Source organism: Mesorhizobium australicum WSM2073 (assembly GCF_000230995.2).
Lineage (GTDB): Bacteria > Pseudomonadota > Alphaproteobacteria > Rhizobiales > Rhizobiaceae > Mesorhizobium > Mesorhizobium australicum.
On sequence record NC_019973.1, the window covers coordinates 2,329,658 to 2,356,137 of the forward strand.

Annotated in this window: 28 protein-coding genes; 17 read left to right on the top strand and 11 right to left on the bottom strand. The window is 62.7% G+C overall.

Going from position 1 to position 26,480, the window contains the following annotated elements; genetic code table 11:
• Position 1: 1 nt before the first annotated feature.
• Positions 2 to 796 carry a glycosyltransferase family 2 protein gene (locus MESAU_RS11215; RefSeq protein ID WP_015316162.1) on the bottom strand — a complete coding sequence of 265 codons (795 nt, stop codon included), beginning with the start codon at positions 794 to 796 and terminating at the stop codon, positions 2 to 4.
• A 241-nt stretch (positions 797 to 1,037) separates the two neighbouring features.
• A complete protein-coding gene (locus tag MESAU_RS11220; protein WP_015316163.1) occupies positions 1,038 to 1,517 on the bottom strand; it encodes an Lrp/AsnC family transcriptional regulator in 480 nt (159 codons plus the stop codon).
• Between the two features lie 263 nt (positions 1,518 to 1,780).
• Here MESAU_RS11220 and trxB point away from each other — a divergent pair, with 263 nt between their 5' ends.
• Positions 1,781 to 2,755: a thioredoxin-disulfide reductase gene (gene trxB / locus MESAU_RS11225; protein ID WP_015316164.1), complete on the top strand. Its 975-nt coding sequence runs from the start codon at positions 1,781 to 1,783 to the stop codon at positions 2,753 to 2,755.
• Between the two features lie 89 nt (positions 2,756 to 2,844).
• Positions 2,845 to 3,741, top strand: coding sequence for a LysR family transcriptional regulator (locus MESAU_RS11230; RefSeq protein ID WP_015316165.1), 897 nt, complete (start codon positions 2,845 to 2,847; stop codon positions 3,739 to 3,741).
• 1 nt (position 3,742) lies between these two features.
• Here the strand turns inward: MESAU_RS11230 and MESAU_RS11235 are convergent, their stop codons facing one another.
• From MESAU_RS11235 to MESAU_RS11245, 3 genes are all read right to left on the bottom strand, one after another.
• Positions 3,743 to 4,240 (bottom strand): methyltransferase family protein, encoded by a 498-nt coding sequence (locus tag MESAU_RS11235; RefSeq protein WP_015316166.1) that lies wholly within the window; start codon positions 4,238 to 4,240, stop codon positions 3,743 to 3,745.
• A gap of 741 nt (positions 4,241 to 4,981) precedes the next feature.
• On the bottom strand, positions 4,982 to 7,033 hold the full coding sequence (locus tag MESAU_RS11240) for an elongation factor G (RefSeq protein ID WP_015316167.1): 2,052 nt from the start codon (positions 7,031 to 7,033) through the stop codon (positions 4,982 to 4,984).
• A 190-nt stretch (positions 7,034 to 7,223) separates the two neighbouring features.
• The gene (locus tag MESAU_RS11245) at positions 7,224 to 8,753 is read right to left on the bottom strand and encodes a putative bifunctional diguanylate cyclase/phosphodiesterase (protein ID WP_015316168.1); all 1,530 of its coding nucleotides are present in this window, start codon (positions 8,751 to 8,753) and stop codon (positions 7,224 to 7,226) included.
• A 234-nt stretch (positions 8,754 to 8,987) separates the two neighbouring features.
• On the opposite strand from MESAU_RS11245, the gene MESAU_RS11250 reads away from it, so the two are divergent.
• Complete coding sequence (locus MESAU_RS11250; protein ID WP_015316169.1) at positions 8,988 to 9,383, top strand: (R)-mandelonitrile lyase; 396 nt, start codon at positions 8,988 to 8,990, stop codon at positions 9,381 to 9,383.
• Positions 9,384 to 9,454: 71 nt separating this feature from the next.
• Here MESAU_RS11250 and MESAU_RS11255 read toward each other — a convergent pair whose 3' ends face one another.
• The gene (locus tag MESAU_RS11255; RefSeq protein ID WP_015316170.1) at positions 9,455 to 10,657 is read right to left on the bottom strand and encodes a pyridoxal phosphate-dependent aminotransferase; all 1,203 of its coding nucleotides are present in this window, start codon (positions 10,655 to 10,657) and stop codon (positions 9,455 to 9,457) included.
• Positions 10,658 to 10,873: 216 nt separating this feature from the next.
• On the opposite strand from MESAU_RS11255, the gene MESAU_RS11260 reads away from it, so the two are divergent.
• From MESAU_RS11260 to MESAU_RS11270, 3 genes are all read left to right on the top strand, one after another.
• The gene (locus MESAU_RS11260; RefSeq protein WP_041163693.1) at positions 10,874 to 11,770 is read left to right on the top strand and encodes an EAL domain-containing protein; all 897 of its coding nucleotides are present in this window, start codon (positions 10,874 to 10,876) and stop codon (positions 11,768 to 11,770) included.
• On the top strand, positions 11,767 to 12,621 hold the full coding sequence (locus MESAU_RS11265; RefSeq protein WP_015316172.1) for an EAL domain-containing protein: 855 nt from the start codon (positions 11,767 to 11,769) through the stop codon (positions 12,619 to 12,621). The genes MESAU_RS11260 and MESAU_RS11265 overlap by 4 nt, the downstream gene beginning before the upstream one ends.
• Positions 12,622 to 12,704: 83 nt before the next feature.
• The gene (locus MESAU_RS11270; protein WP_015316173.1) at positions 12,705 to 13,313 is read left to right on the top strand and encodes a glutathione S-transferase family protein; all 609 of its coding nucleotides are present in this window, start codon (positions 12,705 to 12,707) and stop codon (positions 13,311 to 13,313) included.
• A 285-nt stretch (positions 13,314 to 13,598) separates the two neighbouring features.
• Here MESAU_RS11270 and MESAU_RS11275 read toward each other — a convergent pair whose 3' ends face one another.
• Positions 13,599 to 13,811: a cold-shock protein gene (locus MESAU_RS11275; RefSeq protein ID WP_015316174.1), complete on the bottom strand. Its 213-nt coding sequence runs from the start codon at positions 13,809 to 13,811 to the stop codon at positions 13,599 to 13,601.
• A gap of 274 nt (positions 13,812 to 14,085) precedes the next feature.
• On the opposite strand from MESAU_RS11275, the gene MESAU_RS11280 reads away from it, so the two are divergent.
• Entirely contained in the window at positions 14,086 to 14,412 is a 327-nt protein-coding gene (locus MESAU_RS11280) for a hypothetical protein (RefSeq protein ID WP_015316175.1), read from the top strand.
• A gap of 23 nt (positions 14,413 to 14,435) precedes the next feature.
• Here the strand turns inward: MESAU_RS11280 and MESAU_RS11285 are convergent, their stop codons facing one another.
• On the bottom strand, positions 14,436 to 15,005 hold the full coding sequence (locus MESAU_RS11285) for a methylated-DNA--[protein]-cysteine S-methyltransferase (protein WP_015316176.1): 570 nt from the start codon (positions 15,003 to 15,005) through the stop codon (positions 14,436 to 14,438).
• 181 nt (positions 15,006 to 15,186) lie between these two features.
• Here MESAU_RS11285 and MESAU_RS11290 point away from each other — a divergent pair, with 181 nt between their 5' ends.
• The 5 genes from MESAU_RS11290 (at position 15,187) to MESAU_RS11310 (ending at position 19,767) form a co-directional block, all read left to right on the top strand.
• Entirely contained in the window at positions 15,187 to 16,110 is a 924-nt protein-coding gene (locus tag MESAU_RS11290; protein ID WP_015316177.1) for a lytic transglycosylase domain-containing protein, read from the top strand.
• A gap of 5 nt (positions 16,111 to 16,115) precedes the next feature.
• Positions 16,116 to 16,604, top strand: a complete 489-nt coding sequence (locus MESAU_RS11295) for a GNAT family N-acetyltransferase (protein WP_015316178.1) — start codon at positions 16,116 to 16,118, stop codon at positions 16,602 to 16,604.
• Positions 16,605 to 16,719: 115 nt separating this feature from the next.
• On the top strand, positions 16,720 to 17,988 hold the full coding sequence (locus MESAU_RS11300) for an ABC transporter substrate-binding protein (RefSeq protein ID WP_015316179.1): 1,269 nt from the start codon (positions 16,720 to 16,722) through the stop codon (positions 17,986 to 17,988).
• Between the two features lie 80 nt (positions 17,989 to 18,068).
• Positions 18,069 to 18,941 (top strand): carbohydrate ABC transporter permease, encoded by an 873-nt coding sequence (locus tag MESAU_RS11305; RefSeq protein WP_245263000.1) that lies wholly within the window; start codon positions 18,069 to 18,071, stop codon positions 18,939 to 18,941.
• A gap of 1 nt (position 18,942) precedes the next feature.
• Positions 18,943 to 19,767 carry a carbohydrate ABC transporter permease gene (locus MESAU_RS11310; RefSeq protein ID WP_015316181.1) on the top strand — a complete coding sequence of 275 codons (825 nt, stop codon included), beginning with the start codon at positions 18,943 to 18,945 and terminating at the stop codon, positions 19,765 to 19,767.
• Positions 19,768 to 19,854: 87 nt separating this feature from the next.
• Here the strand turns inward: MESAU_RS11310 and MESAU_RS11315 are convergent, their stop codons facing one another.
• On the bottom strand, positions 19,855 to 20,193 hold the full coding sequence (locus MESAU_RS11315) for a hypothetical protein (RefSeq protein WP_015316182.1): 339 nt from the start codon (positions 20,191 to 20,193) through the stop codon (positions 19,855 to 19,857).
• Positions 20,194 to 20,346: 153 nt separating this feature from the next.
• Between MESAU_RS11315 and MESAU_RS11320 the strand changes: the two genes are divergently transcribed.
• The 5 genes from MESAU_RS11320 (at position 20,347) to MESAU_RS11340 (ending at position 24,447) form a co-directional block, all read left to right on the top strand.
• Positions 20,347 to 21,090, top strand: coding sequence for a DUF899 family protein (locus MESAU_RS11320; RefSeq protein ID WP_015316183.1), 744 nt, complete (start codon positions 20,347 to 20,349; stop codon positions 21,088 to 21,090).
• A gap of 203 nt (positions 21,091 to 21,293) precedes the next feature.
• Entirely contained in the window at positions 21,294 to 22,292 is a 999-nt protein-coding gene (locus tag MESAU_RS11325; RefSeq protein WP_015316184.1) for a YihY/virulence factor BrkB family protein, read from the top strand.
• Between the two features lie 124 nt (positions 22,293 to 22,416).
• Positions 22,417 to 22,974, top strand: a complete 558-nt coding sequence (locus MESAU_RS11330; RefSeq protein ID WP_015316185.1) for a DUF4142 domain-containing protein — start codon at positions 22,417 to 22,419, stop codon at positions 22,972 to 22,974.
• 374 nt (positions 22,975 to 23,348) lie between these two features.
• Positions 23,349 to 23,813 (top strand): cupin domain-containing protein, encoded by a 465-nt coding sequence (locus MESAU_RS11335; protein ID WP_015316186.1) that lies wholly within the window; start codon positions 23,349 to 23,351, stop codon positions 23,811 to 23,813.
• Between the two features lie 241 nt (positions 23,814 to 24,054).
• Positions 24,055 to 24,447: a Rid family hydrolase gene (locus MESAU_RS11340; protein WP_015316187.1), complete on the top strand. Its 393-nt coding sequence runs from the start codon at positions 24,055 to 24,057 to the stop codon at positions 24,445 to 24,447.
• 101 nt (positions 24,448 to 24,548) lie between these two features.
• On the opposite strand, the gene MESAU_RS11345 is transcribed toward MESAU_RS11340, so the two are convergent.
• Both MESAU_RS11345 and MESAU_RS30020 read right to left on the bottom strand, forming a co-directional pair.
• Positions 24,549 to 25,088, bottom strand: coding sequence for a hypothetical protein (locus MESAU_RS11345; RefSeq protein WP_041163333.1), 540 nt, complete (start codon positions 25,086 to 25,088; stop codon positions 24,549 to 24,551).
• Positions 25,081 to 26,325, bottom strand: coding sequence for a hypothetical protein (locus tag MESAU_RS30020; protein ID WP_015316188.1), 1,245 nt, complete (start codon positions 26,323 to 26,325; stop codon positions 25,081 to 25,083). The genes MESAU_RS11345 and MESAU_RS30020 overlap by 8 nt, the downstream gene beginning before the upstream one ends.
• Between the last annotated feature and the right edge of the window lie 155 nt (positions 26,326 to 26,480).

Genomic DNA, 26,480 nt, shown 5'->3' on the forward strand with positions numbered 1-26,480 from the left:
CCTACGCCTGGTCGTTTTGCTGCGAGGCTTCGTAGAGCTTGGCTTCGGTGGCGAAGGAATAGATCATCACAGACATCGAGTAGACGAAGCCGTGCCGGCCGCACAGGAAGTAGCGCTTGGCCAGGTAGAATTTGAGGAAGTTGCCGAACGGCGACAGCACCAGCCGCACCAGGCCGGGCTTCTTGCCTCTCTCGACCAGCGTCACCGCCTTGAGGCTGGAATAGGTGTTGGCTCGGGCAAGATCCTCCTCGACCGATATTTCACGGCGATGCAGCAAGAGACCCTCTTCGATCGTGTCGGTCTCGCCCGGCACGTGAACGGATTCATGCACCCGTGCCGTTAGATCCATGCTGGCGCCTTCCCTGCGGAAAAGCCTGAGCAGCCTGTTGTGCAGCACCCAGCGATGGGCATAACCGTAGCCCTTCAGCCAGTCGCGGCGGCGCATGTACCATCCGCTGGCCTTGCCGCCGGCCGCCTGGGTGATGGCCACGATCGACTGCCGCAATCGGTCGTCGACGCGCTCGTCCGGGTCGATCGAAAGGCACCAAGGCTGGTTGGCGTGGTCGAGCGCGAATTGCCGCTGGCGGGGGAAGCCCGGCCAGTCATTGTGCAGCAGCGTTATCGGATAGCCCCTGGCGATATAGCTTTCAACGCATTCGACGGTGCCGTCCGTCGAGCCGGAATCGACGATGATGATCTCGGCACAGAAATCGATGCTTTCCAGGCACGGGCCGATCATATCGGCCTCGTTCACGCAGATGATCAGCGCCGAGACCGGGCTTGCAAAACGGGTCATGGTCCCCTTCCCATGGCGGATTCTTCCCGGAATATACGCTGCTGGCGCCATCTGTTCTCAAGCAATTCCGGGCGGAAAACCGTTACACATGCTGGAATGCTCGGGAAACCAATGAAGCGTCAGTCGAGCGGCGAATCCGGCAGAGCCGTCCAGCCTTGTACATCAGCGTCTTTCGAATACCAACGCGGCACCTGTATGGCGAATGTCGGGAATTCGGCCATCGCGCAGGCGTTCGCCCGGCTCAGGATCGCTCGAACGACACCAGGCCCTCATCCTTGACGCGGCGGATGGTGAGCGCGGTGCGGACCGTGTCGACGTTCGGCGTCGAGGTCAGTTCCTCGATGACGAAGGTCTGGAAGGCGCCGAGGTCGCTCGCCACGCAATGCAGCAGAAAGTCGGATTCGCCCGATACCATCCAGGCATCGCGCACGACCGGCCAACCGCGCGTACGCTCGGCGAAGATGCGCAGTTCGGCATCGGCCTGGTGATGCAGCCCGACCAGGCAGAAGGCAACGACATCGAGGCCCAGCGCCGGGGCGTTGAGCAGCGCGCGGTAGCCGCGGATGATGCCGGCTTCTTCCAGCCGCTTGACCCGGCGCAGGCAGGGCGGTGCCGAAATGCCGACGCGGTTCGAGAGCTCGACATTGGTCATGCGCCCATCCGACTGAAGCTCGCGCAGGATCTTCCAGTCGATGGCGTCAAGATCGGCCTTGAGGGGCATCAGGGTTCTCGATGATCAGTGTGGCGCAAGAATCTTCCGCTATTTTGTAATTAAACGACTTTTGCGTCGAAGCCAGCCCTCGTCGACGCGATTGTGGACAGGTAACGAAAGCGGCCATCGCGCGAATATCCATAGGGGCCGAAGCTTTCCGGGGACGACGGTCCGTTCGTCTTGCTGGCGTGGTTGGCAGCCCTTACATTAAGAGCGATACTCCACGTCTTTTTCCAAGGCACACTCGCTGTCCGCCCCCGCAGAGGCTCCAAATGACCACCAAGCACGCGCCCGTTCTCATCATCGGTTCCGGTCCGGCCGGCTATACGGCGGCGGTCTATGCCGCGCGGGCCATGCTGAAGCCGATGCTGGTCGCCGGTCTGCAGCAGGGCGGCCAATTGATGATCACCACGGATGTCGAGAACTACCCCGGCTTCGCCGATCCGATCCAGGGACCGTGGCTGATGGAGCAGATGCTCAAGCAGGCCGAGCATGTCGGCACCGACATCATCAACGACATCATCACCGAGGTTGACCTCAACGTGCGGCCGTTCCGCGCCAAGGGCGATTCCGGCACGACCTACACGGCCGATGCGCTGATCATCGCCACCGGCGCGCAAGCCAAGTGGCTGGGCATTCCGACCGAGCAGGACTTCATGGGCTTCGGCGTTTCCGCCTGCGCCACCTGCGACGGCTTCTTCTATCGCGGCAAGGATGTCGCGGTGGTCGGCGGCGGCAATTCGGCGGTGGAGGAGGCGCTCTATCTGTCCAACCTCGCCAAGAGCGTTACCGTCATCCACAGGCGCTCGGATTTCCGTGCCGAACGCATCCTGCGCGAACGGTTGTTGAAAAAGGACAATGTCCGCGTCATCTGGGACACGATCGTCGATGAGATCACCGGCCGCCCCGGCAAGGCACCGCTGCCGCCTTCGGTCGAAGGGCTGAAGCTCAGGCATGCCGTCACCGGCGCCGAGAGCCACCTCAAGATCGACGGCGTCTTCGTGGCTATCGGCCATGCGCCCGCGGTCGAGCTGTTCGCGGGCAAGCTGAAGCAGAAGCCGAACGGCTATCTGTGGACAGCGCCGGATTCGACGCGCACCGACGTGCCCGGCGTGTTCGCCGCTGGCGACGTGACCGACGATATCTATCGGCAGGCCGTGACAGCGGCGGGGCTGGGCTGCATGGCCGCGCTCGAAGCGGAAAAGTATCTGGCCGGCATCGAGGTGCATCGCCAAGCAGCGGAATAGGGGCCGCCGCAGACTGTATAAAACGGCTTAGAAACGCCGTGTAAAAGCCTGATTTTTCATTCAGACGCCAACCGGAACGAGGGGAAATCATGGCGTTGGACTGGGACAAGCTACGCGTGTTTCACGCCGCGGCGGAAGCGGGGTCGTTCACCCATGCGGCCGAGACGCTGCATCTGTCGCAATCGGCGATCTCGAGGCAGGTCAGCGCGCTCGAACATGATGTCGGCGTGCCGCTGTTCAACCGCCATGCGCGCGGCCTGGTGCTGACCGAACAGGGCGAGATGCTGTTCCGCACGGCGCATGACGTGCTGATGAAGCTCGAGACCATCAAGTCGCGGCTGACCGAGACCAAGGACCGGCCGTCCGGCGTGCTCAGGGTAACGACGACCGTTGGCCTCGGCGCCGGCTGGCTGACCGAGCGGGTGCAGGAGTTCATCGAACTCTATCCCGAAATCAGCCTACAGCTGATCCTCGCCAACGAGGAACTCGACCTCACCATGCGCCAGGCGGATTGCGCCATCCGGCTGCGCCAGCCGCAACAGCCGGACCTGATCCAGCGCCGCCTGTTCACCGTGCATTTCCACCTTTACGCAGCCCCATCCTATGTCGCCAAGCACGGCAAGCCGGGCTCGGTCGCGGAGCTGAGAACCCATCGCATCGTCACCTTCGGCCTGCCCGTGCCGTCGCATCTGTCGGAGTTGAACTGGCTGGAGACGGTCGGCGATTTCGAGAGCGGCCAGCGCGTGCCGTCGCTGCAGATCAACGACATCCTGTCGATCAAGCGCGCCGTGCAGGGCGGCGCCGGCATCGCCATGCTGCCGGATTATGTGATCAGCAAGGATTCCGGCCTGGTGCAGCTGCTGCCGGAGACCGAGGTGCCGTCCTTCGACACCTATTTCGCCTACCCCGACGCGATGAAAAACCAGGCCAAGCTGCACGTGTTTCGCGACTTCATCATCGCCAAGGCCAGAAGCTGGTCGTTCTAGCTTATCCTTTCCAAGGCGTAATCCGCGGCAGCCAGCCCGGTACGTTGCGGCGGTAGGCCTCGTATTCGGCGCCATAGCGGCCGGCGAGCGTCGGCTCCTCGTAGAGCTTGACGAAGGTGACCATGGCAGCCGCCGCGATTGCCGCGTAGGCAGCGATCGACCAGCTCGAGAACAGCAGCGCCTGGCCCAGAATGATCGACAGCACGGCGACGTACATGGGATTGCGGACATGGCGGTAGACGCCGCCGATCACCAGCCTTTCGGTCGGTGCGACGGGGGCGGGCGTGCCCAGCCCCTCCAGCGCGAAGCGGGCGAAGGCATGCAGCAGCACCGCGGCCGCGGCAATGACGAGCATGCCGCCGGTGAGCGCAAACGAGGGCAGGGGCGACCATGGCAGGCCCCAGCGATCGCTAAGCAGCCAGGGAACCAGCCCGGCGACAACGCCGGGAGCCGCGATCAGGAAAATGCCGCTGCCGGCGATCGCCGAAAACCTGCGCAATGGTCGATCCTCGCTTGACTGCCTTGGAAATGAACCGCCGCTGCCTCATTCCACATCATCAGTGTTTTTCGGCATTCGGGAGCAAAATCGGTCGGGATCGGCGTTTTCGAGACGACAATGACCCGAAATCGCGCCTCATTTTCACGATTCTGCTGGTCCTATTGGCTTTCGGAATGGGTTGGACCACAGCCTGTGCCTTTTTGCATGTGTGTGTTGCAAAATAGATGCTTGTTTCTTGGGCATGAAGAGCACATATATAGATCATCTCCTGGACGCGTTCTCCTCCCATTAGCGTCCTCGAGTGTTCCCCTCTGGAGGTTAGCCTTAACAGGCACTTCCAATCAAACTCAGCCGGATCTTCGTTGATCCGGCTTTTTTGTTGCCTGCATGCCACTGGGATGGCTGAAAAATTCACCGGAATTGCCGCGTAACAGTGTCATGTAACCTCTGGTAACATGACAAGGACACCCTCCATCTGCTAAGTGGATGATAGGACGCGGTGTGGTTCGGACGGGAGATGGGGGCATCACTCGTACGGCCCGGGCTCAGGCGGCTACCGCGTCCGAACCTTTTGCGCCGAAGCGCGACGACCTCGACATGCGGCGGACCTGCCGTTTTTCCTCCCGAGAAAACGGTCCGCAAACAAAACGGCGTCCGGCCCCCCGGGCGTCGTTTTTGGTTTTCGCCCCCTCGATCGTTCGAGGGGGCTCCACATGATTCGGAATCTGGCACCGGGCGAAATCAGGCAGCCTTGCCGTTGGCGTTCATCGCTTCGTCGGCGAGACGACCAGTCAGCTCGGCCATGTGATCGAAAACGGCGCGGTAGCTGGCAACGCCTGACGTGGCCGAGCGCAGCTCGATAATCAGATCGCCGATCTCGGCCTGCGGCATGGTCGCCTCGACGACGTCCCATCCCGGCCAGTCGGGCCGCGCGTCATAGCCGAGGATCTGGCCGCGCCGCTGCGGGATCAGCGCGATGATCTTCGATGTCGCGTCCGACGGCGTGACGATCTCTACCTTCATCACCGGTTCCAGAAGCACCGGCGAGCAGGCGGCCATGCCTTCCTTCATGGCGAGCTTGGCCGCCATCTGGAAGGCCATGTCGGAGGAATCGACCGCATGGTACGAGCCGTCCGACAGGTTGACCGCGACATCGACCACGGGGAAGCCGAGCGGGCCGGATTTCAGGTAGTCACGTATGCCTGTCTCGACCGACTGGATGTAGGTCTTGGGCACGACGCCGCCGGTGATGGTGTCGGTGAACTGGAAGCCGGAGCCGCGCGGCAGCGGCTTGATCTCGATGACGACATCGCCGAACTGGCCATGGCCGCCCGACTGTTTCTTGTGGCGGCCGCGCTGCTGCACCGGCTTTCGGATCGTCTCGCGATAGGGCACCGCCGGCGCATGGCCTTCCACCGGTATCTGGTTCTTGCCCTCCAGCCGCTCGCGCACGACGCGCAGATGCATCTCGCCATGCCCTGACAGCACGGTCTCGGCCGAATCCTGGTTGTGGCGCAGGCTGAGCGAGGGATCCTCCTCTGCCAGGCGCTGGATGGCGGCCGACATCTTGACCTCGTCCTTGCGCTCCCTGGGGCGCAGCGCGAAGGCGAAGACCGGCTGCGGCGGCTCGACATCGAAGAGCTGTTTGGCACCGCCCTTGGCCGAGGTGAGCGTCTGGCCGGTCTTGACCGCGTCTAGTTTGCCGAGCGCCACGGTGTCGCCGGTCCTGGCGGCGGTCAGCTTGACCTGATCCTTGCCCAGCATCCGGTAGATTCCGGAAACCTTGGCGGTGTCGCCGCCGGGCAGCCACAGTTCCGAGCCGTCGGCGACCTGGCCGGACAGGATGCGAGACACCGACAGCTTGCCGCCATGCGGCGTGTGGATGGTCTTCATCACCTGGACCACCGTCGCATTGCCGTCCGGGGCGCCGAGCCGCTTGCGGGTCGCCTCGATGTCGGGCGCGTCATGGCGGATCGTCTTCAAGAGGCGCAGCACGCCATTGCCTTTCTCGGCGGTGCCGATCAGCACCGGCGTCACCGCGCCTTCGCGCAGATCGGCGGCGAGATCGTCGAAGATCGCGTCCTTCGGCGGCTCTATCTCTTCCAGCAGCTGCTCCATCAACTCATCGTCGTGATCGGCCAGCGTCTCCAGCATGGAGAAGCGCGCCTCCAGTTCGCGCGCCTTGTCGTCGCCCGGTATCTCGGCCACCTCGCTTTCGGCATATTCGCGGTAGATGTAGGCGCGCTCCAGCGCCAGATCGATCGAGCCGATCACGACGCCGTCCTTGCGCAGCGGGATCTGGCGCAGAAGCAGCGGCGCCGCGCTTGTCGGCTGCAGCATCTTCAGCGTATCGCGCACGCCCGCGATCGCCTTGTCGACCTTGTTGAGGAACAGGATGCGCGGCACGCCGAGATCGTCGAGCTTGCGCATGATGAGCTGCAAGGCGGGGATTTTCTTTTCGTCGGCCTCGGCCACGACCACCGCGACGTCGCAGGCGGCCAGCACCGGTTCGGCCTCGAAGGAGAATTCGATCGATCCGGGGCAGTCGATGAAGGTGAACTGCTCGCCCATGAACTCGGTGGTGGCGATCGACGCCTCGACGCTCATGGCGTGGGCGCGGGCCTCGGGCGAATGATCTGAAACAGTATTGCCTGAGGAAACCGGGTTCTGGCGGGGAATGGCGCCGGTACGGGCCAATATGGCTTCGAGAAGTGTCGTCTTACCGCTTGCGAAGGGACCGACTATGGCAATGCATTTCGGTCCCGTGCGTCGTCCTCCGGCGCGAGTACCCATGACTGACCTCCACTCAGGCGTTTCCTGGGGACCGACTGGCATTCATGGTTCAGGCCAGGGTCAATCGGTCCTGAGCGGCGGCCGGCCTGTTCGACCGTCGCGGGCGGTCTGTTTCGACCTGCCCGCGATTATCGTCCCACTTGTTTGCCGGCAGGGCAAGAAAAATAGGGAGCAGGCACGGCCGGCCCTCTCAGGCGCTGAGCGCGAGCGGTTCGGCCGAGCGCCCGTCAAGCAGCGCGAGCTTGCCGCGAGGCACCGGCCTGCCGAAGAAATAACCCTGGAAGCGATTGCACCCGGCCGCCTTGGCGAGAGCGAATTCTTCTGCCGTCTCCACGCCTTCCGCCACGATGGTGACCTCCTGGATGCGCGCGATCTGCGCCAGCGCCGAGACGAATATCTGTGCCACCTGATCGTGAGCGAGGGCGCGGATGTAGGAGCGATCGATCTTGATGATGTCGACGGGCAAGGTCTTCAGATAGTTGAAGCCGCAATGGCCGGTGCCGAAATCGTCGAGGGCGATGTGAAAGCCGAGGCCACGCAATGCCTCGAGGCGCCGCAGGATCTCGGGCGTGGCGGCGGTCGCCACCGTCTCGGTGATCTCGATGATGAACTGTGATGCCGACCGGCCAGTGTCCTTCAGCACGCGGTCGCACATGGTCACGATCTCGTCACGCTTGAGCTGCTCGCCGGAGACGTTGATGGAAATGCGGCGGCCGGCGAACTGGCCGATGTCGGCACAAGCCCGCTTGAACACCCATTCGCCGAGCATGTCGATCAACGTCGATCGCTCGGCGATCGCAATGAACTCGGCCGGCGCGATCAGCCCGCGAACCGGGTGGCGCCAGCGGATCAGCCCCTCGAACGCCTCGGTGGAACCGTCCGGGCCGACGATCGGCTGATAATGCAGTTCGAGTTCGCCCAGATAGACCGCGGCGCGCAATTCCCGTTCGACCAGCCGCCGGTAGCGCTTGTCGGACAGCATCTCCTCGTCGAAGACGGTGACGCGGCCACGGCCCGCCGCCTTGCTTTCATAAAGCGCCAGATCGGCAACCAGCATCAATTCCGTCGTGTTCGAGGCATGGGCCGGCGCCAGGGCGACGCCGATCGAAATGGAGAGCGGAATGGTCTTGCCTTCATGCGATTTGCCGGCGCGCATGGCATCCAGCAATCGTCTGACATCCTTGTTGATGGCCGCCAGGTCGCCATGGGGAATGATAACACCGAATTCGTCGCCGCCGAGGCGTCCTACCATGGCGCCGGCAAAGATGCGCTCCGCGGTCTTGACCAGATGCGCCAAGGTGAGGTCGCCGAACTGGTGTCCGAACGTGTCGTTCAACTGCTTGAAATGGTCGAGGTCGATCAAGAGCAAGGCTGCCTCGCGCCTGTCGCGCCTGGTGCCCAGGCCTTCGCGCAGCGCTTCGAGGAAATAGCGTCTCGTCGTGGCGCCGGTCATCGCATCTCTGGTGAGGAAATGATGTTTCTCGGCTTCCGCAGCGGCGGCCGACTGGAGACGATGGACGACGCTGCTGCGCATGTACATCAATGCCAGCAAGGCCAGGCTCGTGGCCAGGATCGAGATGGCGAAGGCACCGCCGGCTGACAGGTCTTGCGAGACGTCGAAAGCGCCAAGCACCGCCGCGCCGGTGCTGATCACGAGCAGCGACTGGATACCGCGATAGATCCGGCCGCTATGGTCCTTGATCGTCGCCAGTATGCTCATCCGCCAGCCCCCGCAATGCAGGCCAACGGCTAGTGCGCAGCCGTTAAGAAGACATTGAATTCCCGGGCATTTCGCTTGGCGGTCCCGTGCCGGCAAGTGTCATGGTTAAGAAATCAGGCCTTCGTCCAAGCGAGGTGACAAGGGCGGTTGCATCAGAGCCGATCCAGACCGAGAATGCGGCTCACTTCGCGGGCCGGCATCTCACCGGCAACCACCAGTTCCAGGGAACAGACGATGAAGATCATTGCTTGCGGCAGCGTGCCGACCGTTATAGCGCCGGAAAAATATTTCACCGGCCGGGTTCTGCAGACGCCAATCATCGAGAAGGAGCCGCCAGCGCGGCTCAGGGCCACGCTGGTCAGTTTCGAGCCCGGCGCGCGCACCCACTGGCACACGCATCCGCTTGGCCAGACGCTTTATGTCACCGCAGGCGCCGGCCTGGTCCAGACATGGGACGGGCCGATCCAGGAAATCAGGGCCGGTGACGTCATCTCCTTCGCGCCCGGCGAGAAGCATTGGCATGGCGCGGCGCCGAAATCGGCAATGACGCACATCGCCATGCAGGAGGCGCTCGACGGCGTCCATGCCGACTGGCTGGAAACGGTGAGCGCTGAGCAATATGGCGGCTGATTGCTGTATCCACAAAACCCGGCGGTAACGCCTGACAGCGGTGACGCCGGGTTTGTTTCGGATCTACCAGATCAGGTCAGCGATGCCGTGAAGCGCTGGATGCGCGTGCAGGCTTCCTCCAGCAGCGTCTCCGAGGTGGCGTAGGAGATGCGGAAGTTGGGGCCAAGGCCGAAGGCCGAGCCGAACACCACCGCGACGCCCTCGGCCTCGAGCAGTTCCGAGCAGAAGGCCTCGTCGGTGTCGATCATCTTGCCGGCCTTGGTCTTCTTCCCGATCAGCTGGGCGCAGGACGGATAGACATAGAAGGCGCCTTCCGGCGACGGGCAGGTGATGCCGCGCGCCTGGTTGAGCATCGAGACGACGAGGTCCCGCCTGCCTTGAAAGATCGCCTTGTTCTTGGCGATGAAATCCTGCGGGCCATTCAACGCCTCGACCGAAGCCCATTGCGCGATGGTGCAGGCGCCGGAGGTCTGCTGGCCCTGAATCATGTCCATCGCCTTGATCAACTGGACGGGACCGGCGGCGTAGCCGATGCGCCAGCCGGTCATGGCATAGGCTTTCGAGACGCCGTTCATGGTCAGCGTGCGCTCGTAGAGCTTGGGCTCGACCTCGGCGATAGTCTTGAAGACGAAGTCGCCATAGGTCAGGTGTTCGTACATGTCGTCGGTCAGCGTCCAGACCTGCGGGTGCTTCAACAGCACGTCGGCGAGCGCCCGCAGTTCGGCCTCGCTATAGGCCGCGCCCGACGGGTTCGACGGCGAGTTCATCAGCAGCCATTTGGTCTTCGGTGTGATTGCCTTTTCCAGCACCGCCGGCGTCAGCTTGAAGCCATTGTCGATCGAGGTGTCGGCAAATACCGACGTGCCGCCGCAGATCGCCACCATTTCGGGATAGCTGACCCAGTAGGGGCGGGGGATGATGACCTCGTCGCCGGGGTTTAGCGTCGCCATGAAGGCGTTGAACAGGATCTGCTTGCCGCCGGTGCCGACGATGGTCTGCTCGGGCTTGTAGTCGAGATTGTTCTCGCGCTTGAATTTTTTCGCGATCGCCTCGCGCAGCGGCACGATGCCCGAAACCGGCGGGTATTTGGTCTCGCCACGGCGAATGGCCTCGATCGCCGCATTCTTGATGTTGTCGGGCGTGTCGAAATCGGGCTCGCCGGCGCCAAGGCCAATGATGTCCCGGCCGGCATTTTTCAGCTCGCGCGCTTTCTGCGTCACCGCGATGGTGGCGGAAGGCTTAACGCGGGAAAGGGTGTCGGCAAGAAAGGCCATGACCTTTTGTCTCTCCAAAGGATCGGCGCGGCCAGGAGCGGCCGCGGCGCTTCTCATGTCGCAACATTCCCGTCAGCGCAAGCCTTGTCGGCTGGGCCAGGTGGGGCAGCGCGGTCAATGAGGCGTGATCGGCAAAAGAAAGTTCATTAACGGGCGGTAGAGGCTTGCATGGCAGGATCGCGGTTCAATTCCGCCAGGTCGCGGAGCGAGGAACCTTTGTCGCGCAGCATCGGACTTGCCCATATCACCCGTCATGATGACGGCACCTCGAGTGGTGTCTGGGGCATTTATACGCTGCAAAGCGCTTTTCAGCCGATCTTTGCCTTCAACGAGGGCAAGCTTTCGGTTGCCGCCTTCGAAGGGCTGATCCGCCCGTTTCGCGACGGCGAGCCGCAATCGCCGATGAGCTTTTTTTCCACCTGTCCGGCGGCCGACCGTCTGCATGTCGAGGCGCTGACCAGGACGCTGCATCTGCTCAATGCCGGCGCCTGCCTGCCGCAAGAGGCGTCGATCTTCATCAATTTCGACCCGTCGGTGTTCACCGAGCGCGCTGTCGCCGACAATGCCTTGCGTGACATGCGGCTGGTGCTGCAGGAAGCCGGCATCGATCCGGGCCGCGTCGTTTGCGAGGTGACGGAGCAGAGATCGGCATCGCAGGAAACCCTGCACGGCTTCGTCGCCGCGCTCAGGGCCAACGGCTTCCGGATTGCCGTCGACGACTATGGCGCCGACGATTCCGACATCACCCGCGTCAAGGAATTGCGCCCCGACATCGTCAAGTTCGATGCGCACTGGATCACGCAACTGATGGAATCGGGCGCCGGTTTCGCGCTGCTGACATCCATGGTGAGGAGCTTCGAGGACCAGGGCATCCGCACCGTGTTCGAAGGTATCGAGGAAGGCTGGCAACTGGAGCTGGCGGAACGATCGGGCGCCTCGATGGTCCAGGGCTATGTGCTGGCCCGCCCAGAACTGGCGCCGACGAGTTTCCGCGCTTTCGGCCAGGGCAGTCCCGAGCCGGTTCCTCCCCCGAGCCATGCGCCCGCTCCCCCCGCCGTCGCGCCGCGCACCGGGCGGCCCGCAAAAGCCTTCGGGCGCAAGGTGGCGCCATGAGCGTCGAGCGGCGGCGCACCGTCGGCGATGCGATCTTCGTCGACGAGATCGGCATCGAATGTGGCATCCATGGCGACTTCCGCCTGCGCAGCGCCTACCAGCCGATCTACGCCCCGCGCGGCGGCAGCTTGCATCCCGTGGCCGTCGAGGGCCTGATCGAACCGCACCGCGCCGGCCGGCCGGTGTCGCCGCGGGTGTTCTTCGACAGCGTCGCGGCTCCGGAGCGGCTGTACGTCGAAACAATGTGCCGGGTGCTGCATCTGAGGAATTTCCACAATATCGGGGTCGACGGGCTCGACCTGTTCTTCAATTACAATCCCCTGGTCAACGACCATGCTGGACGGGCGCTGGCCGAGATCCGGCTGATGAGCCGGCACCTCGATGAACTCGGCCTGGCACCGGCCATGCTGGTGTGTGAAATCACCGAGCAGGCGGCGGACGATGCGCTGCTGGCCAGGCTGGTGCGTGAAATGCGGCGCGACGGCATCCGCATCGCCATTGACGATTTCGGCACCGGCCATTCGACCGTGGAGCGGGTGAGCCTGCTTCAGCCCGACATCGTCAAGATCGATGGCGGCTGGTTCGCGGAATTCTGCCGCCACGCCGCCGCGGAACGCTTCTTCCGCCCGCTGGTGTCCAGCCTCCACGATCGCGGTGCCAAGGTGCTGGTCGAGGGCATCGAGCAGCCCACCCATTTGCGTGTCGCGCTCGAAGGCGGGGTCGATTTGCTGCAGGGCTTTCTGCTTGGGCGTCCGGCGCTGGCCGGCACCATCTTCAACGAAGAGCCGCTTGCCGTCGATGCGCTGCTGGGCTTCGACAACAAGGTCGTGCCATTGCATAAGCGGCGCTGATGGTCGCGCCAAAACAAATCATTGGTTGAGGATGGCGCCGCTGCGATAATCGGCTCGCAGAAGCAGCGCTCCGGGGAACCATGATGATACTTTACAGCATGATCGATAGCGGCAATTGCTACAAGCCGCGTTTGCTGATGGCCAAGCTCGGCCTGGCCTTCACCACTGTCGAGGTGAGTTCGCATACCGGCGATACGCGCAAGGCCGATTTCGTCGCCAAGAACCCGAACGCCATGGTGCCACTGCTGGAACTGGACGACGGCCGGCGGCTGGCAGAATCCAACGCCATCCTGCTCTATCTCGCCGAAGGCACACGCTTGCTGCCCGCGGACAAATATGAGCGCGGGCTCGCTTATCAGTGGCTGTTCTTCGAACAATACAGCCACGAGCCCTATATCGCCGTGCGCAAGGCGCTGCTGACCTTTCCGGAACGCGCAGCGGATGCCACGCCGGAGCGGCTGGCTGTGACGCTGGAGCGCGGCAACAAGGCGCTTGGCGTCATGAACACATATCTCGAAAACAACGCCTTCTTCGCCGGCCGCACATTCAGCATCGCCGACATCGCGCTCTATGCTTATACCCACACGGCGGAGCAGGGCGGGTTCCAACTCGACGCCTATCCGGCGGTGGTCGCCTGGCTCGGCCGCGTGGAGGCGGACCCGGGGCATGTGCCGATCGAATGGGTGGGGTAGGGCGGCCGGTAGTTGGCGAAAGCGGTGCCGCAGCGTCCTTCTCCCCGTATAGAGACGGGGAAAAGGACAGCAGCTTCGCCAAACCCCAGACAAATAAAAAGGCGGGATAAATCCCGCCTTCCCATTTCGGTAGCCTGATTGGGAGCGTCCGGTCCGGGCTGGCAGCTATCTGCTGTTCCAGCTTGTCGGGTCTTTCCGCTCCGGCGCGCTTCTCGCGCGACCGTCAGTACATCCGTGACTTGCCGCGCGCCCCGAACTCTCGTCCGGCGCGCGCCATTTTCAAAATCAGGCTGCCTTGCTCAGAGAACCAGCGGACGACTTGCCAGTGCGGCGGTCCTGCTCGATCTCGAAGTTGATCTTCTGGCCTTCGACCAGGGTCGACAGTCCAGCGCGCTCGACAGCCGAGATGTGGACGAAAACGTCCGCGCCGCCGCTGTCAGGCTGGATGAAGCCGAAACCCTTGGTGGCGTTGAACCACTTGACCGTTCCAGTTGCCATAAAAATAGTCCTTCACATTTGCTTTGGTATGACCGGACCGAAGTCCAGCCGGTGTGCATCGAGATTTTGGAGATAGACGTCAGCAAACGCGAAGATCGCGAGGCCCGGATCGATCGGCCGAAATATCAATGGGGCTGATATAGGCTGCTTTCGCACAAAAAACAAGACTGCGTGAAAACGTCGTGATCCGGGGCCGCCCAACGGCCGCCTCAATCTGGTGAAACCGTGGCGCAAGATCGTGCCGTCCCGGGCGGCGGATCGAGGGGAAAGGACCATGAAAACCATCCTGCTTGCCGCCTGCCTCACGCTGGTGGCCGCCCAGGCGCAGGCGATCTCGCGCTACGACCCGACACGTCTGAGCTGCGGCAAGGTCCAGTCGACGATCGCGCGCCAAGGTGCGGTTATCCTTCGCTATCAGTCGAAGCGGGTGCCGGGGCTGCCGCTCTATGACCGCTATGTGCAGAGCCAGCAATTCTGCACCATGGGCGAGGTGCGGACACGCGCCTATGTGCCGAGCGCCGACACCAAGTCCTGCCCGGTGTACAACTGCAAGCGGCCGGACAATGAGCATTTCAGGCATCGATTCATCCGGCGCCATTAGCACCCGGGAGCGGCTTACTGTTCTCAGAAGCCGAAGGACACCTGAGCCGGCGGCGGCGGGCCGACGCGCACGCCTTCCATGGCCAGCATCTTTTCCTTGGTGGTCGAGCCGCCGGGTGCGGAGAAGCCGCCGATCTTGCCGCCGGCAGCGACGATGCGGTGGCACGGGATGACCAGCGGCACTGGATTGGCGCCAAGGGCCGCCCCGGTTTCGCGCGGCAGGCCGGCATGGCCGGCGCGCTTGGCGAGTTCGCCATAGGTGGTGGTTTCGCCGTAGCTGAGTTTCCGTGCCGCGTCGTAGACGGCGAGGCGGAAATCGTCGATGCCGTCGAGGTCGACGGGAAAGCCGGTGAAATCGACGTCCTCGCCCGCGGCGTAAGCCTTGATCGAGGCGATCAGTTCGACCACCCATGACGGCTGGGCCGTGGAGGCGGAAATGCCGGCATGGCGCATCAGCCGCCGCTCCACCGCTTCGCGGCTGCGTTCGGGCAGGCAAAGCCGGATCAGGCCCTTTTCGCTCCAGGCAATGCCCATGAAACCGATCACTGTTTCTAACACTGCGTGGCCGGCCGTGATCGAAGATGTCGTTTCCATGCTGCGCTCCTTTCCACAAAGCGGCGAAATCCGGGATTCCTGCCGGTACATATCAGGAACAATATGGCATCGCTGCCTGCATCCCGCCACCCGAAAACCACCAGATGGCCCCGATTGCTACCCAGGAATCGCTGGTGTAAGGAAAATCTTAACACCCGACAAACCGGACACCGAACGCGGCTTGCCAGCAAAACAAACCCTTATCGCCATCGGCATGATCGTGGCGGCTGCCGGCATCAGCGGCTGCACCTCGACCTCGCAAATGAAGGCCGCGCCGTCGCTGACCGAAACCGCGACCGCTGCCGGTAGCGATGCCGGCTTCACCATCCCGTTGCCGGAAACGGTTTCGGTGCTGCCGCAATCCTCCGGAATCAGCCCCGTCCAGACCGCCGAGTCGACTCCAAGCGCGGGTACACCGGCCCTCGATGCCGCCGCGCAGCCGGCCGCGGCCTTTGCCGGGGCGACCCCAACCGCGCCTGCCGTGCCCGCCGTGATGGCCGCCAATGCCTGGCAGGCGCCGGCCCCGGCGAAAGCCGGCCGACCGATCCAGTCGGCGGAGACCTATACGACCGCCGGGCTCATCGTGCCGGCGGTTGCCAAGGGCGGCCAGAAACTGCCTGGCGTGCAGCAGGTGGCCTATGTCGTGCCGCAGAACCCGGCTGCCCTGGTGCAGTTCCCGTCGGAGTCGGTCGAGCCGGAGCAGCATGCGACCGGCATGCGCGGCGACGTCGACCGGCTGATCGTCAAATACGCCGCCTTCTACCAGGTGCCGGTCGATCTGGTGCGCCATGTCGTCAACCGCGAAAGCACCTACAATCCCAAGGCCTACAATAACGGCCATTGGGGGCTGATGCAGATCAAGCACGCGACGGCGCGCGGCATGGGCTATGATGGGCCGGCCAAGGGCCTGTTCGACGCCGAGACCAACCTCAAATACGCGGTCAAATATCTGCGCGGCGCCTGGCTGGTGTCCAACGGCAACGCCAAGAAGGCCGACTGGCTCTACCAGACCGGCTATTATTTCGACGCCAAGCGCAAGGGCCTGCTCGAGGCGACCGGCCTCGGCGTCGACCGCAAGCGCGGGCGCCTTCAGCCCGACGCCTGAGCGCGATGCCCGAACCGCGCCCGCCGGCTCCGAACGACATCCGGCTGCGCAAGATCCTCGACGAGACACTTGTTCCACCGCATTGGCCGGACGGCTTCGTCATGCGCTCGTTCGAGCGCGGCGACGCGCTGCCCCTGCATGCGTTGCTGGGCGAAGTGTTCGACGACGGCACGGACGGCCCCTTCGACGAATGGTGGCCACGCATATCCGAAGATCCCCAATTCGACCCGGCGCTGTGTTTCCTCATTATCGACGCCAAGGGCAGGCTGGCGGCGGCTGCACTGTGCTGGAGCTCGGCGTTCGTCAAGGATCTGGCCGTTCATCCCGAGGCGCGCGGCAAGGGTGTCGGCGAAGCGCTGATGTGGCACGCCTTCGCCATTTTTCGCGACCGGGGCGCCGCCCATGTCGACCTCAAGACCAATACGCTCGAGAACCCCGCCGCCGTGCGGCTTTACGAGCGGCTGGGCATGAGGCCCGTCGCCTGGGAAGGCTGACTGGCGGCGATGGCTGTTCGGGAACCCAAGGCGCTGCTCCGCATTCAATGAACGGTGGGGTCCTGACCGGCTGCCGGTGCCGTGCGCCGCCGGCTGCCAAGGGAGATCCACCGCGATGAAGCTTTTCCATGCATGGCTGGCGTTGAGCGTCGCTGTCGTGCTCGCGGCGGGTCCGGCGCGCGCGCTCGAGCTGTCGATCGTGTCGGGCGACACCGGCAACGGCCTCAAGGTGCTGCGCGAGATCCTCGACCGCTATGAGAAGGAGAGCGGCGACACGGTCACCATCGTCGCCATGCCGTCGTCCGGGACCGACCAGTTCGGCCAGTACAGGCTGTGGCTCGCCGCCGGCAACAGCGACGTCGACGTCTACCAGACCGATGTCATCTGGGCGCCGCAGCTCGCCAGCCAGTTCGTCGACCTGACCCAGGCGACCAGGGATGTCGTGGCCAAGCACTTCCCGTCGATCATCCAGTCGCAGACCGTCGACGGCAGGCTGGTGGCGCTGCCGATCTTCACCGATGCGCCGGCGCTCTACTACCGCAAGGACCTGCTCGACAAATACGGCGCCAAGGTGCCGGCCACCTGGAAGGAGCTGGGCGACACCGCCAGGCTGGTGATGGACAAGGAGCGGGCGTCGGGCAACAGGGATATCTGGGGTTTCGTCTTCCAGGGCAACGCCTATGAGGGGCTGACCTGCGACGCGTTCGAATGGGTGGTGTCGAATGGCGGCGGCCATATCGTCGAGCCGGATGGCGCGATTTCAATCAACAACCCCCAGGCGGCGGCCGCGCTCGACATGGCGAAGGCCTGGATCGGCACCATCGCGCCGCCGGGCGTGCTCGCCTACCAGGAAGAGGAGGCGCGCGGCGTGTGGCAGACCGGCAATGCGGTCTTCATGCGCAACTGGCCCTATGCCTATGCGCTGGGCAACAGCCAGGGGTCGCCGATCAAGGGCAAGTTCGATGTCGCACCGCTGCCGGCGGGCACGGGCGAGGGCGCCCGGCCGGCGGCGACGCTCGGCGGCTGGAATCTCGCGGTCTCGAAATATTCCAAGCACCCGGATGCCGCGATCGAGCTGGTCAAGTTCATCGCCTCGCCGGCAATGCAGAAATACCGCACGCTCAAGACCGCCAACCTGCCGACCATCCAGGCGCTCTATGACGATGCCGACATCGCCCGGCAACAGCCGATCATTCCACACTGGAAAGAGGTCTTCCTCAATGCCGGGCCTCGGCCCTCGGCGGTGACCAGGAACAAGTACAACGAGGCGTCGAGCCAGTTCTGGAACGCCGTCCACAAGACCTTGTCCGGCGAAGGCAGCGCCGCCGACAATCTGGCCGACCTCGAAGCGACGCTGACCCGGCTGAAAGGCAAGGGCTGGTGAGCGTGCATCCGGCCGATGCGCGCTCTGGTTCGAGCCTGACGCGCCAGCGTGCGCGCTCGGCATGGCTGTTCCTGGCGCCGATGCTTGTGGTGCTCGCCGCCGCTGCCGGCTGGCCGCTGGCGCGCACGGTCTATTTCAGCTTCACCGATGCCTCGCTGTCAGACCTCGATGCCCGCCAATGGGTCGGCCTGGCCAATTACGTCTCGGTCCTGCGCATGCCGAGCGGGCGGGTCATCTATGACGGGCTGCTTCTCGATCCGGTCTGGTGGGGCGCCGTGTGGAACACGGTGCGGTTCGCGGTGGTTTCGGTGACCTGCGAGACGATCCTCGGCATGGTCGTCGCCCTGGTGCTCAATGCCGAATTCGCCGGCCGCGGCATCGTCAGGGCGGCGATCCTCATCCCCTGGGCGATCCCGACCATCGTCTCGGCGAAGATGTGGCAGTGGATGCTGAACGACCAGTTCGGCATCATCAATGTCGTGCTCGTCAACCTCGGGGTGATCGACCACAAGATCGCCTGGACCGCCAGCACGGATACGGCGATGGCGGCGGTGCTGATCGTCGACATCTGGAAGACGACGCCCTTCATGGCGCTGCTGATTCTTGCCGCGCTGCAGATGCTGCCGCGCGAGATCATCGAGGTCGCCAGGCTGGACGGCGCCAATCCCTGGCAGATCTTCTGGCGGGTGACCTTGCCGCTGATCCGCCCGGCGGTGATGGTGGCGGTGATCTTCCGGGCGCTCGATGCGCTGCGGATCTTCGACCTGATCTATGTGCTGACGCCCAACAATGCGCACACCAAGTCGATGTCGGTGTTCGCCCGCGAGAACCTGTTCGAGTTCGACAAGTTCGCCTATGGCTCGGCCGCCTCGACCCTGCTCTTCCTCATCCTCGCTCTGCTCACCATGCTCACCATCCGCATCGGCCGGCTAAGCCTGGACGGAGGCCGCTGAGATGTGGCTGCTGAAGCGCATAGGTTTTTATCTGCTGGTCGGAGCAATCGTGCTGATCGCGGTGTTCCCGTTCTATTACGCCATCGTCACCAGCCTGAAATCGGGGACCGAGCTGTTCCAGGCCGACCTGTGGCCGAAGGTGCCCAGCCTCGGCAATTACCGCAACGTGGTGGCCGAAGGCGCCTTCCTGCGCAACCTGCTGAACTCGCTGGTGGTTTCGGGTGCGGTGGTGGCGCTGTCGCTGTCCCTCGGCGTCACCGCGGCCTACGCACTGGCGCGTATCCGCTTTCGCGGACGCTCGGCATTGCTGTTCGTCATCCTGTCGGTCTCGATGTTCCCGCAGGTGGCGGTGTTGGCCGGGCTGTTCGAGCTGGTGCGGCTGTTCGGCCTCTACAATTCGCTCCTCGCGCTGATCTTCTCCTACATGATCTTCACGCTGCCGTTCACCGTCTGGGTGCTCACCGCTTTCGTGCGCGACCTGCCGGTGGAGGTCGAGGAGGCGGCGATCCTTGACGGCGCGACGCCGTGGATCATCATCACGCGCATCTTCCTGCCGCTGATGTGGCCGGCGCTGGCGACCACCGGGCTGCTGGCCTTCATCGGCGCGTGGAACGAGTTCCTGTTTGCGCTGACCTTCACCTCCAACGACGCGCGGCGGACCGTGCCGGTGGCGATCGCGCTGCTTTCGGGCAATTCGCAGTTCGAAATCCCCTGGGGCAACATCATGGCCGCCTCTGTGATCGTCACGGTGCCGCTGGTAATGCTGGTGCTGGTCTTCCAGCGCAAGATCGTCTCCGGCCTCACCGCCGGCGGGGTCAAGGGGTGAGGAGTGGTCGGCGAAGCCGATCAATCGACAACGATTTGTCGATTGAAGCGACGAACGCCCGAAGCCATAGCGGAGGGCAGGGCATCCTCAGATATCGGGCGCGTTGCCGATTTTCTGCTTGATCTCCAGCGCCCAGGCGCGGCCCTCGTCGCCGCCCCATAAGAGCCAGGCGATGGTGCCGGCCGAAGGGTTTTCCTCATTGCCGTAATTCTTGCCGCGCTTGTCGACCTCGTGGCGGGCAAAGTAGCTGACCATGCGGCGGATGGTGGAAGGCGCCAGCTTCTCACGGTTCTTCAGCTCCGTCGCCCGCGCCACGCCGATCTCGGTGCCGCCACGGCCGAACTGCTTGCGCAGCCGCAGGCCCTTGGCGGCATTGTCGGCCACCACTTGCGGGCAGCGCAGGTCGATCTCGTCGGCTTCGTGCATTCTTCTCTCCACTCGCAGCTGTAGCCGATAACGGGGATGTGGCAAGGCCGGGCCTGTCCCGATGCGAAATGTCGGGACCGGTTCCGGCCAAACGTCCTTGGGTCGCAGAGCAACCGCGCCGGGACGCCGGCGCGCGGAACCAAGGAGCCGATCATGATCACCTTTCCCAACGAATCCGCCAGATACCGCACCGCGCGCGAAAAGCTGCTGAACAAGGAAATCGAGCTGCGCCGGGCCATGGAAGCCGTGGCCGAGGCACGTCGCGCGCTGCCGCCGGGCGGGCTGGTGCCGCAGGATTATGTATTCGACGGGCTCGATGAAGCCGGCAAGCCCGCCAGGATAAAACTGTCGGAGCTGTTCGCGGCCGGCAAGAACACGCTGATCCTCTACAACATGATGTTCCCGCGCCATCCGCGGGAGACGCGCGACGTCGCGACCAGCGGCGGCACGGCAAAGCTCGCCCGGCCCGACCAGCCATGCCCGTCCTGCACCGCCCTGCTCGACCAGTTCGACGGCGCGGTCGGCCATCTCGAAGCGGCCGGCTTCAACTTCGCCGTGGTGGCCAAGACGGCGCTGGAAAACCTCGTCACGCTCGGCCGCGATCGCGGCTGGCGCAACATGCGGCTGGTGTCGTCGGCCAACAACAGCTTCAAGCGCGACTACAATGCCGAGGATGCCGACGGCGCGCAGATTCCGCTGCTGTCGGTGTTCCACCGCGACGCTGACGGCATCAGGCATTTCTCGTCGTCGGAACTCGGCTTCGCGCCGACCGAGCCCGGCCAGGACCCGCGCGCCATCGGCACCTGTGAGATCCTGTGGAACCTGATGGATTTCACGCCGGAGGGCCGGCCGAATTTCGGCGAGCAGCTGCAATATGGCGAGGCGTGCTGCCACTGAAGCCGCTCGGTCCGCACGCTTCAGTTCCGAGTGGCTCTTCAGCACATGGTCGCCGTCGGCCTGTTCGATGAGGCAGGCGGGCTCGCCGGCGATGCCTTGTGTTTGACCCGTGTCCTTGATCCGCGCTTCACGTGGCTGCTGGAACATCGGAAGATCCGCTGCATTGATAGGAGACGGTTTGCGACCCCTTTCACGGATTAGACGTGCGCCCTGCAATTAAAGACGTATGGGACTTGGTGCGAGAAAGCGTGGTTGGCTTTGTCAACGACAATGCCCTTAGCCATGGCGCGGCGATGGCGTTTTATGCCGCCACGTCGCTGGCCCCGGTCCTGATAATCGTCGTCGCGATAGCCGGCATCGCTTTTGGTCATGACGCGGCACAGTTGGCCTTGTCTGCACAGACATCGGGGCTGATGGGCCGGGAAAGCGCGGCGCTGCTTCAGACGGCGCTCGAAGGGGCATCCAGCAAATCATCGGGGACCCTGGCGGCCCTGATCGGCGTGGCCACGCTGCTCGTCACCGCCTCAGCGGTGTTTGGCGAGATGCAGCAGGCCCTGAATGCAATATGGAAGGTTGAAGCGAAAGGGGATTCGCTGTCGCGTCTCTTGCGCGCGCGTGCGGCAAGTCTGGGCCTGGTCGCCGCCCTCGGCTTTATGTTGCTGATATCCCTGGCGGCGAGCGCGGCGATCTCGGCTCTGGGCAGCGTGATCAGCGCTTATCTGCCGTTCGGCCAATTTGTTCTGAGCGCCATCAACACCCTGATTTCCTTTTCCCTGATCTCGGTGATGTTTGCCGCGATCTACAAAGTGCTGCCGGACCGTGCCTTGCAGTGGCGGGATGTCGGGATCGGTGCCGTGGTGACCGCCGCTCTGTTCACGTTGGGAAAGTCGCTTATCGGCTGGTATATCGGCACGAGTGCGATCGCATCGTCCTATGGTGCGGCCGGAGGGCTGCTCGTCATACTGCTCTGGGTCTATTATTCATCGGAAATCTTTCTGCTCGGTGCGGAGTTGACGCGCGCCTATTCCGTTCGACGGGGGGGCAGGTCCGACCTGGACGGTTTGGTTCAAAATGCTCCGGCTCCGGAAAGCCTTGTTCCAATGCGCCGAAGGCCCGGCTCTTCGGGCTTCGTCCCCTTGTTGGCGGTGGCGTGCGTGAGCGCGACGATGACAGCCTTTCTGCTGGGGCCTCGTCGTCCGTAGATCCTGCCGCGGTCGCAAGGCTGCTTTCCCTTCTACGGCGCGACGGGAAGGGACACGGCTGGCAACCTCGCCGCATCTGCGGCGTTGGACTCCTCGAGGGAACCATTCCGATCGGAGACGCCAGATGAAAATGCTCCTGACCATGGCCGCCGTCGCGCTGACCGCCGTCGCGCCCGCCGCCCTTGCCCAGACGAACGGCACCAACTCGAACGCGGTCGCGCCCATGTTGCCCGACAGCAAGGTCGACACCCCGACCTTTGTCGCCACAGTGCCCAGTGCCAATGAATTCGAGATCCAGTCGAGCAAGCTGGCCGAACAGAAATCCGCCTCGGCCGACGTCAAGGCCTTCGCCGGCCAGATGATCAAGGACCACACCAAGGCCGGCGAGGACTTCAAGCAGGCGCTGAGCAAGGGGCAGACCACCGCCTCGATCAGGCCCGCCGGACCCGCGCTGCAGCCCAAGGACCAGCAGATGCTGGACCAGCTCAAAGCCGCCACCGGCAAGGCGTTCGATGAGAAATACGTCATGATGCAGACCGAGGCCCACAAGCAGGCGGTCGCCCTGTTCAGCACCTATGCGAAATCGGGCGACGACCCCGCGCTGAAGGAATTCGCCAAGAAGACGCTGCCGACGCTGAAGATGCACGAGAAGCACGTGAAAGAGCTCGGCGCGGCGCATTAGGGGCTGGGCGAGCTGTTCGGTCAAGGACAGGCCATCCTTCTGGTTGGTGGAGACCTCCTTCATTTCGTCATCCACGGGCGGAGCAAGGAGCGCAGCGACGCGGCGCAGACCCCTGGAGCTGCTCCGCAGCCCAAGGGATCCATGCCGGGACTTCAAAGCGTCGCTACAGTTCGTAATTCTGTTCCGCTGCGTCCCCGATTGATGTCGCGGCATGGATCCTGGGGTCTCCGCGACGCCGCTCCGCGGCTGCTTCGCCCTAGGATGACGAAGTTGGGGTGTCAGGCGCTCTACCTCTGGCAAACCAGCAGCCGCAAGAAGGCCCTGTGCCTCCACCGGCCATGCGCTACACTGCCGCCTCACCTCGGGAGCACCCCATGCCCAGGATCGACCTCGCATCCGTGCCCGGGCGCAAGGGCTCGGGCTACCCCGCACCCTTCGACGCCCCTTGCGCCGACCGCACGCGCCGGCGCCTTGGCGATGCCGGCGGGCTTACCGATTTCGGCGTCAACCTGACGACATTGCCACCCGGCGGCTGGTCGAGCCAGCGTCACTGGCACAGCCACGAGGACGAGTTCGTCTATGTGCTGGAAGGCGAACTGGTGCTGGTCGAGGATGGCGCGGAGACGCTGCTCAAGGCCGGCGACAGTGCTGCCTTCGCCAAGAACAGCGGCAACGGCCATCACATGATCAACCGCTCGCCGGTTACGGCGCGCTACCTGGAAGTCGGCTCGCGCAATCCAGACGATGTCATCACCTGCTCCGACATCGACATGATGAGCCCGAGTTCGGACGGGCGCTTCCTGCACAAGGACGGCACGCCTTATCCAGGGCAGGGGTGAGGGCTGGACCATGCGTCGGCGCTGGCATTCCGCCCGTGCCGGGATAAGCTGCCAATAACCGCGGGAGTCGGCGCCAGCCCCCTCATCCGGCCGCTTCGCGTCCACCTTCTCCCCGCTGGGGAGAAGAGATTGGCGCTGGCGCTCGTAATCTCCTCTCCCCTCTGGGGAGAGGTCAGCCGAGCGAAGCGGAGGCTGGGTGAGGGGGGTTGGCGCCAGCCCTGCCAACCCAGGGAGGACACCCATGAAAAAAGAAGTCATCGAAGTGCCCGTCATGTCGGACAAGGTGCGGGCGCTCGGCCTGCCCTGTTCGACGGCGGTGAGGGCCAACGGTTTCGTGTTCATCTCGGCGACGCCGCCGGTGGACATGGTGACCGGCGAGATGGTGCGCGGCGACATCGAGGTCCAGACCGAGGCCTCGCTGAAGGCGCTGAAACATTGCCTTGAAGTGGCCGGCACCTCGCTGGAAAACGTCGTGATGGTGCGCATCTATGCCGTCAATTCCGGCTTCTACAACGCGATAAACAGGGTGTATGCCCGGTATTTCAGCGTGAACCCACCGGCAAGGAGTTTCGTGCCGGTGGCGTCATGGCCGATGGAGTTTGATATCGAGATTGAGTGCGTGGCGGTGGGGTGAGGGCAGGCCGCATAGCGGACGAAAAAGCCAATTGTTTGGCTTTTCGAGCTTCGACAATCCTCAGTTCCCGATGGATAAACGATCCAGTTGCAGAGCACGACTTAGAATGAAAGTTTCGACTGCAGTGCTCGACTGGCTGCAGAAAATGGCTTTTTGTAAATAGTCTGATAGAGCGAGTCAATTGCGTCAACAATTGAACTAATTGCACTTTTTACACTGGCTATTGTAATCAGCGGGATACCTTTTGGATGTGTTAGCTTGTTTCGGAGCTTAATCGAATTCCCCAGCGCGCTCCACCAGTTCGCCTGCTTGTCGAGAGGTTGGCCAGAGAAGTGTCTATGTAAAAAAGTTATTCGGTCTTCAAGCCGGGTCATCTTCAAGCCATTAAGCTTGAATTGGCCGTTTTCAAGTCGGGCCTCTTGCTCAAGTAGAAACGCACGTTCGTGTACCGAAAATTCGGGTCGGATTGCGAGTTCCTCGCATATCGCGTTCACGTGCGCCTCAAGCGAGGAAAACCCGAGCATCAAGGCTGCATGTAAGCAGGCGTCCCGTCGAACCTCGTCATCGGTCGCGCTAGCGTTTTCGAGAAATCTTTTCGCCTCTTCCAAAAGAAGAGTAGCAAATATATCAATCTCAGCCATTGACCGCTTTGGCTTTTAGCTTTTCGACTTCCAATGTGGCTACCTTGGCGTGATATTTTGCTATTGCAACGTCAATATTGGACTTCGAAATCCCTTCTCCGTTTTCGGACTGAAGGAAAAATAATTCAGCAAACCGGCCTCGTTCTTTTGGATCTGTTCGATATCCGAGCCCGCGATATTGCTCTGTATCCGTTTTGTGTCTTCCCTTTACCAAGGCTGCGACATTCAGCGGATCATGCCCACTAGAAGCCGCTAGGTCATAGTGCCGCTTCAGTCGCACCTCGTTATTACGAAGCATGCCGGCGATAAAGGCCCAGGCCGCAACAACCGCCGGATTTGTCGCCTTTTCCGGATAGTCAGGTGGAAATTTCTTCGAGCCTTTAACGAACGCTGCTCGCTGTGCTTTAGTTAGCGCTGCGAACTCGTTTCCGGCGAGTATCAACCCAGGATCGGTCCAAAGATTATCTTTTTTAGAGTCCCTGAGAGCTTCCCACTCCGGATCAGCCACGCCTGTAGGGCAGAGTTCCGGAGTAGTCTCGGTAAGATCGAATTTTTTGGCGTCAACTCCAGCGCCGTGAAAATAGTTTAAGATAAATGTTCTTGCCAACTGAACTGATATGGGCCCGCCGCGCGAGCGCCGATCTGCGAAATCCTGACCAGAATTGAGCATTCCAACCAATTGAAACCAGTCACGCAATTGCGGACCCATTGCCGTCTCATGCATTCGATCAAAAAGATCTCCTGATATCGCGATATTAGTGTTCGAAATTAGTTGAACATCTAATCTCTGGTCCATTTTTAGATCGAAATATACCTTGACGCCGTGGTATTCATCTATTCCATTCGCAAGAGCTGATCGTATAGCTTCGAACCGATGCTGTCCGCCAATAATTTTAAGAGGATGGGGTTTGTCGAATTCAAGTGTAAATTCGCCAACTATGTTGCTGAAGCTACGACGTTGCTTTGCATCTTCCATCATTCTTGCGTACGCGGGAGCGTTTTCAACAATTTGTCGATTCGCACGATATTCCGCCTGTTCTTCTGGATCGAGAGGAACATCGGTTGTACCGAGCGCAATGATTCTGTTGGCTTTGACATGGCACTCGCAATAGCGAGCCCCAGTCCTATGGTCGGTGATCAGTAGGATGTGAGGTGCTTCGAGCGGAGAAAATTGCTCTAAGAATTTGGAAAAATTTTCGCTCTGCATTGAAGCGTTTTGATCGACCTGCGACGACATGATTCCCCCCCCAGCACTGCATCTCAGGCTCCGAGGAGAATAAGATTGCAGGCCGCCACTTTTAGGACATTGTTACTGCCGGACCTCGGGCGTGTCGAGCACAATAGGAACTACTTCAAGTAGCTGCAACAGCGAGCCGCGGCTTTTTCTACGTA

Bases quoted from the DNA above. Each gene is read 5' to 3' on its own strand.
- MESAU_RS11330 (WP_015316185.1), top strand. From the start codon at position 22,417: ATGAAAATGCTCCTGACCATGGCCGCCGTCGCGCTGACCGCCGTCGCG.
- MESAU_RS11220 (WP_015316163.1), bottom strand. From the start codon at position 1,517: ATGCCCCTCAAGGCCGATCTTGACGCCATCGACTGGAAGATCCTGCGC.
- MESAU_RS11320 (WP_015316183.1), top strand. From the start codon at position 20,347: ATGATCACCTTTCCCAACGAATCCGCCAGATACCGCACCGCGCGCGAA.
- MESAU_RS11270 (WP_015316173.1), top strand. From the start codon at position 12,705: ATGATACTTTACAGCATGATCGATAGCGGCAATTGCTACAAGCCGCGT.
- MESAU_RS11305 (WP_245263000.1), top strand. From the start codon at position 18,069: ATGCTTGTGGTGCTCGCCGCCGCTGCCGGCTGGCCGCTGGCGCGCACG.
- MESAU_RS11255 (WP_015316170.1), bottom strand. From the start codon at position 10,657: ATGGCCTTTCTTGCCGACACCCTTTCCCGCGTTAAGCCTTCCGCCACC.
- MESAU_RS11295 (WP_015316178.1), top strand. From the start codon at position 16,116: ATGCCCGAACCGCGCCCGCCGGCTCCGAACGACATCCGGCTGCGCAAG.
- MESAU_RS11300 (WP_015316179.1), top strand. From the start codon at position 16,720: ATGAAGCTTTTCCATGCATGGCTGGCGTTGAGCGTCGCTGTCGTGCTC.
- trxB (WP_015316164.1), top strand. From the start codon at position 1,781: ATGACCACCAAGCACGCGCCCGTTCTCATCATCGGTTCCGGTCCGGCC.
- MESAU_RS30020 (WP_015316188.1), bottom strand. From the start codon at position 26,325: ATGTCGTCGCAGGTCGATCAAAACGCTTCAATGCAGAGCGAAAATTTT.
- MESAU_RS11215 (WP_015316162.1), bottom strand. From the start codon at position 796: ATGACCCGTTTTGCAAGCCCGGTCTCGGCGCTGATCATCTGCGTGAAC.
- MESAU_RS11340 (WP_015316187.1), top strand. From the start codon at position 24,055: ATGAAAAAAGAAGTCATCGAAGTGCCCGTCATGTCGGACAAGGTGCGG.
- MESAU_RS11280 (WP_015316175.1), top strand. From the start codon at position 14,086: ATGAAAACCATCCTGCTTGCCGCCTGCCTCACGCTGGTGGCCGCCCAG.
- MESAU_RS11240 (WP_015316167.1), bottom strand. From the start codon at position 7,033: ATGGGTACTCGCGCCGGAGGACGACGCACGGGACCGAAATGCATTGCC.
- MESAU_RS11245 (WP_015316168.1), bottom strand. From the start codon at position 8,753: ATGAGCATACTGGCGACGATCAAGGACCATAGCGGCCGGATCTATCGC.
- MESAU_RS11335 (WP_015316186.1), top strand. From the start codon at position 23,349: ATGCCCAGGATCGACCTCGCATCCGTGCCCGGGCGCAAGGGCTCGGGC.
- MESAU_RS11265 (WP_015316172.1), top strand. From the start codon at position 11,767: ATGAGCGTCGAGCGGCGGCGCACCGTCGGCGATGCGATCTTCGTCGAC.
- MESAU_RS11250 (WP_015316169.1), top strand. From the start codon at position 8,988: ATGAAGATCATTGCTTGCGGCAGCGTGCCGACCGTTATAGCGCCGGAA.
- MESAU_RS11345 (WP_041163333.1), bottom strand. From the start codon at position 25,088: ATGGCTGAGATTGATATATTTGCTACTCTTCTTTTGGAAGAGGCGAAA.
- MESAU_RS11285 (WP_015316176.1), bottom strand. From the start codon at position 15,005: ATGGAAACGACATCTTCGATCACGGCCGGCCACGCAGTGTTAGAAACA.
- MESAU_RS11310 (WP_015316181.1), top strand. From the start codon at position 18,943: ATGTGGCTGCTGAAGCGCATAGGTTTTTATCTGCTGGTCGGAGCAATC.
- MESAU_RS11275 (WP_015316174.1), bottom strand. From the start codon at position 13,811: ATGGCAACTGGAACGGTCAAGTGGTTCAACGCCACCAAGGGTTTCGGC.
- MESAU_RS11315 (WP_015316182.1), bottom strand. From the start codon at position 20,193: ATGCACGAAGCCGACGAGATCGACCTGCGCTGCCCGCAAGTGGTGGCC.
- MESAU_RS11230 (WP_015316165.1), top strand. From the start codon at position 2,845: ATGGCGTTGGACTGGGACAAGCTACGCGTGTTTCACGCCGCGGCGGAA.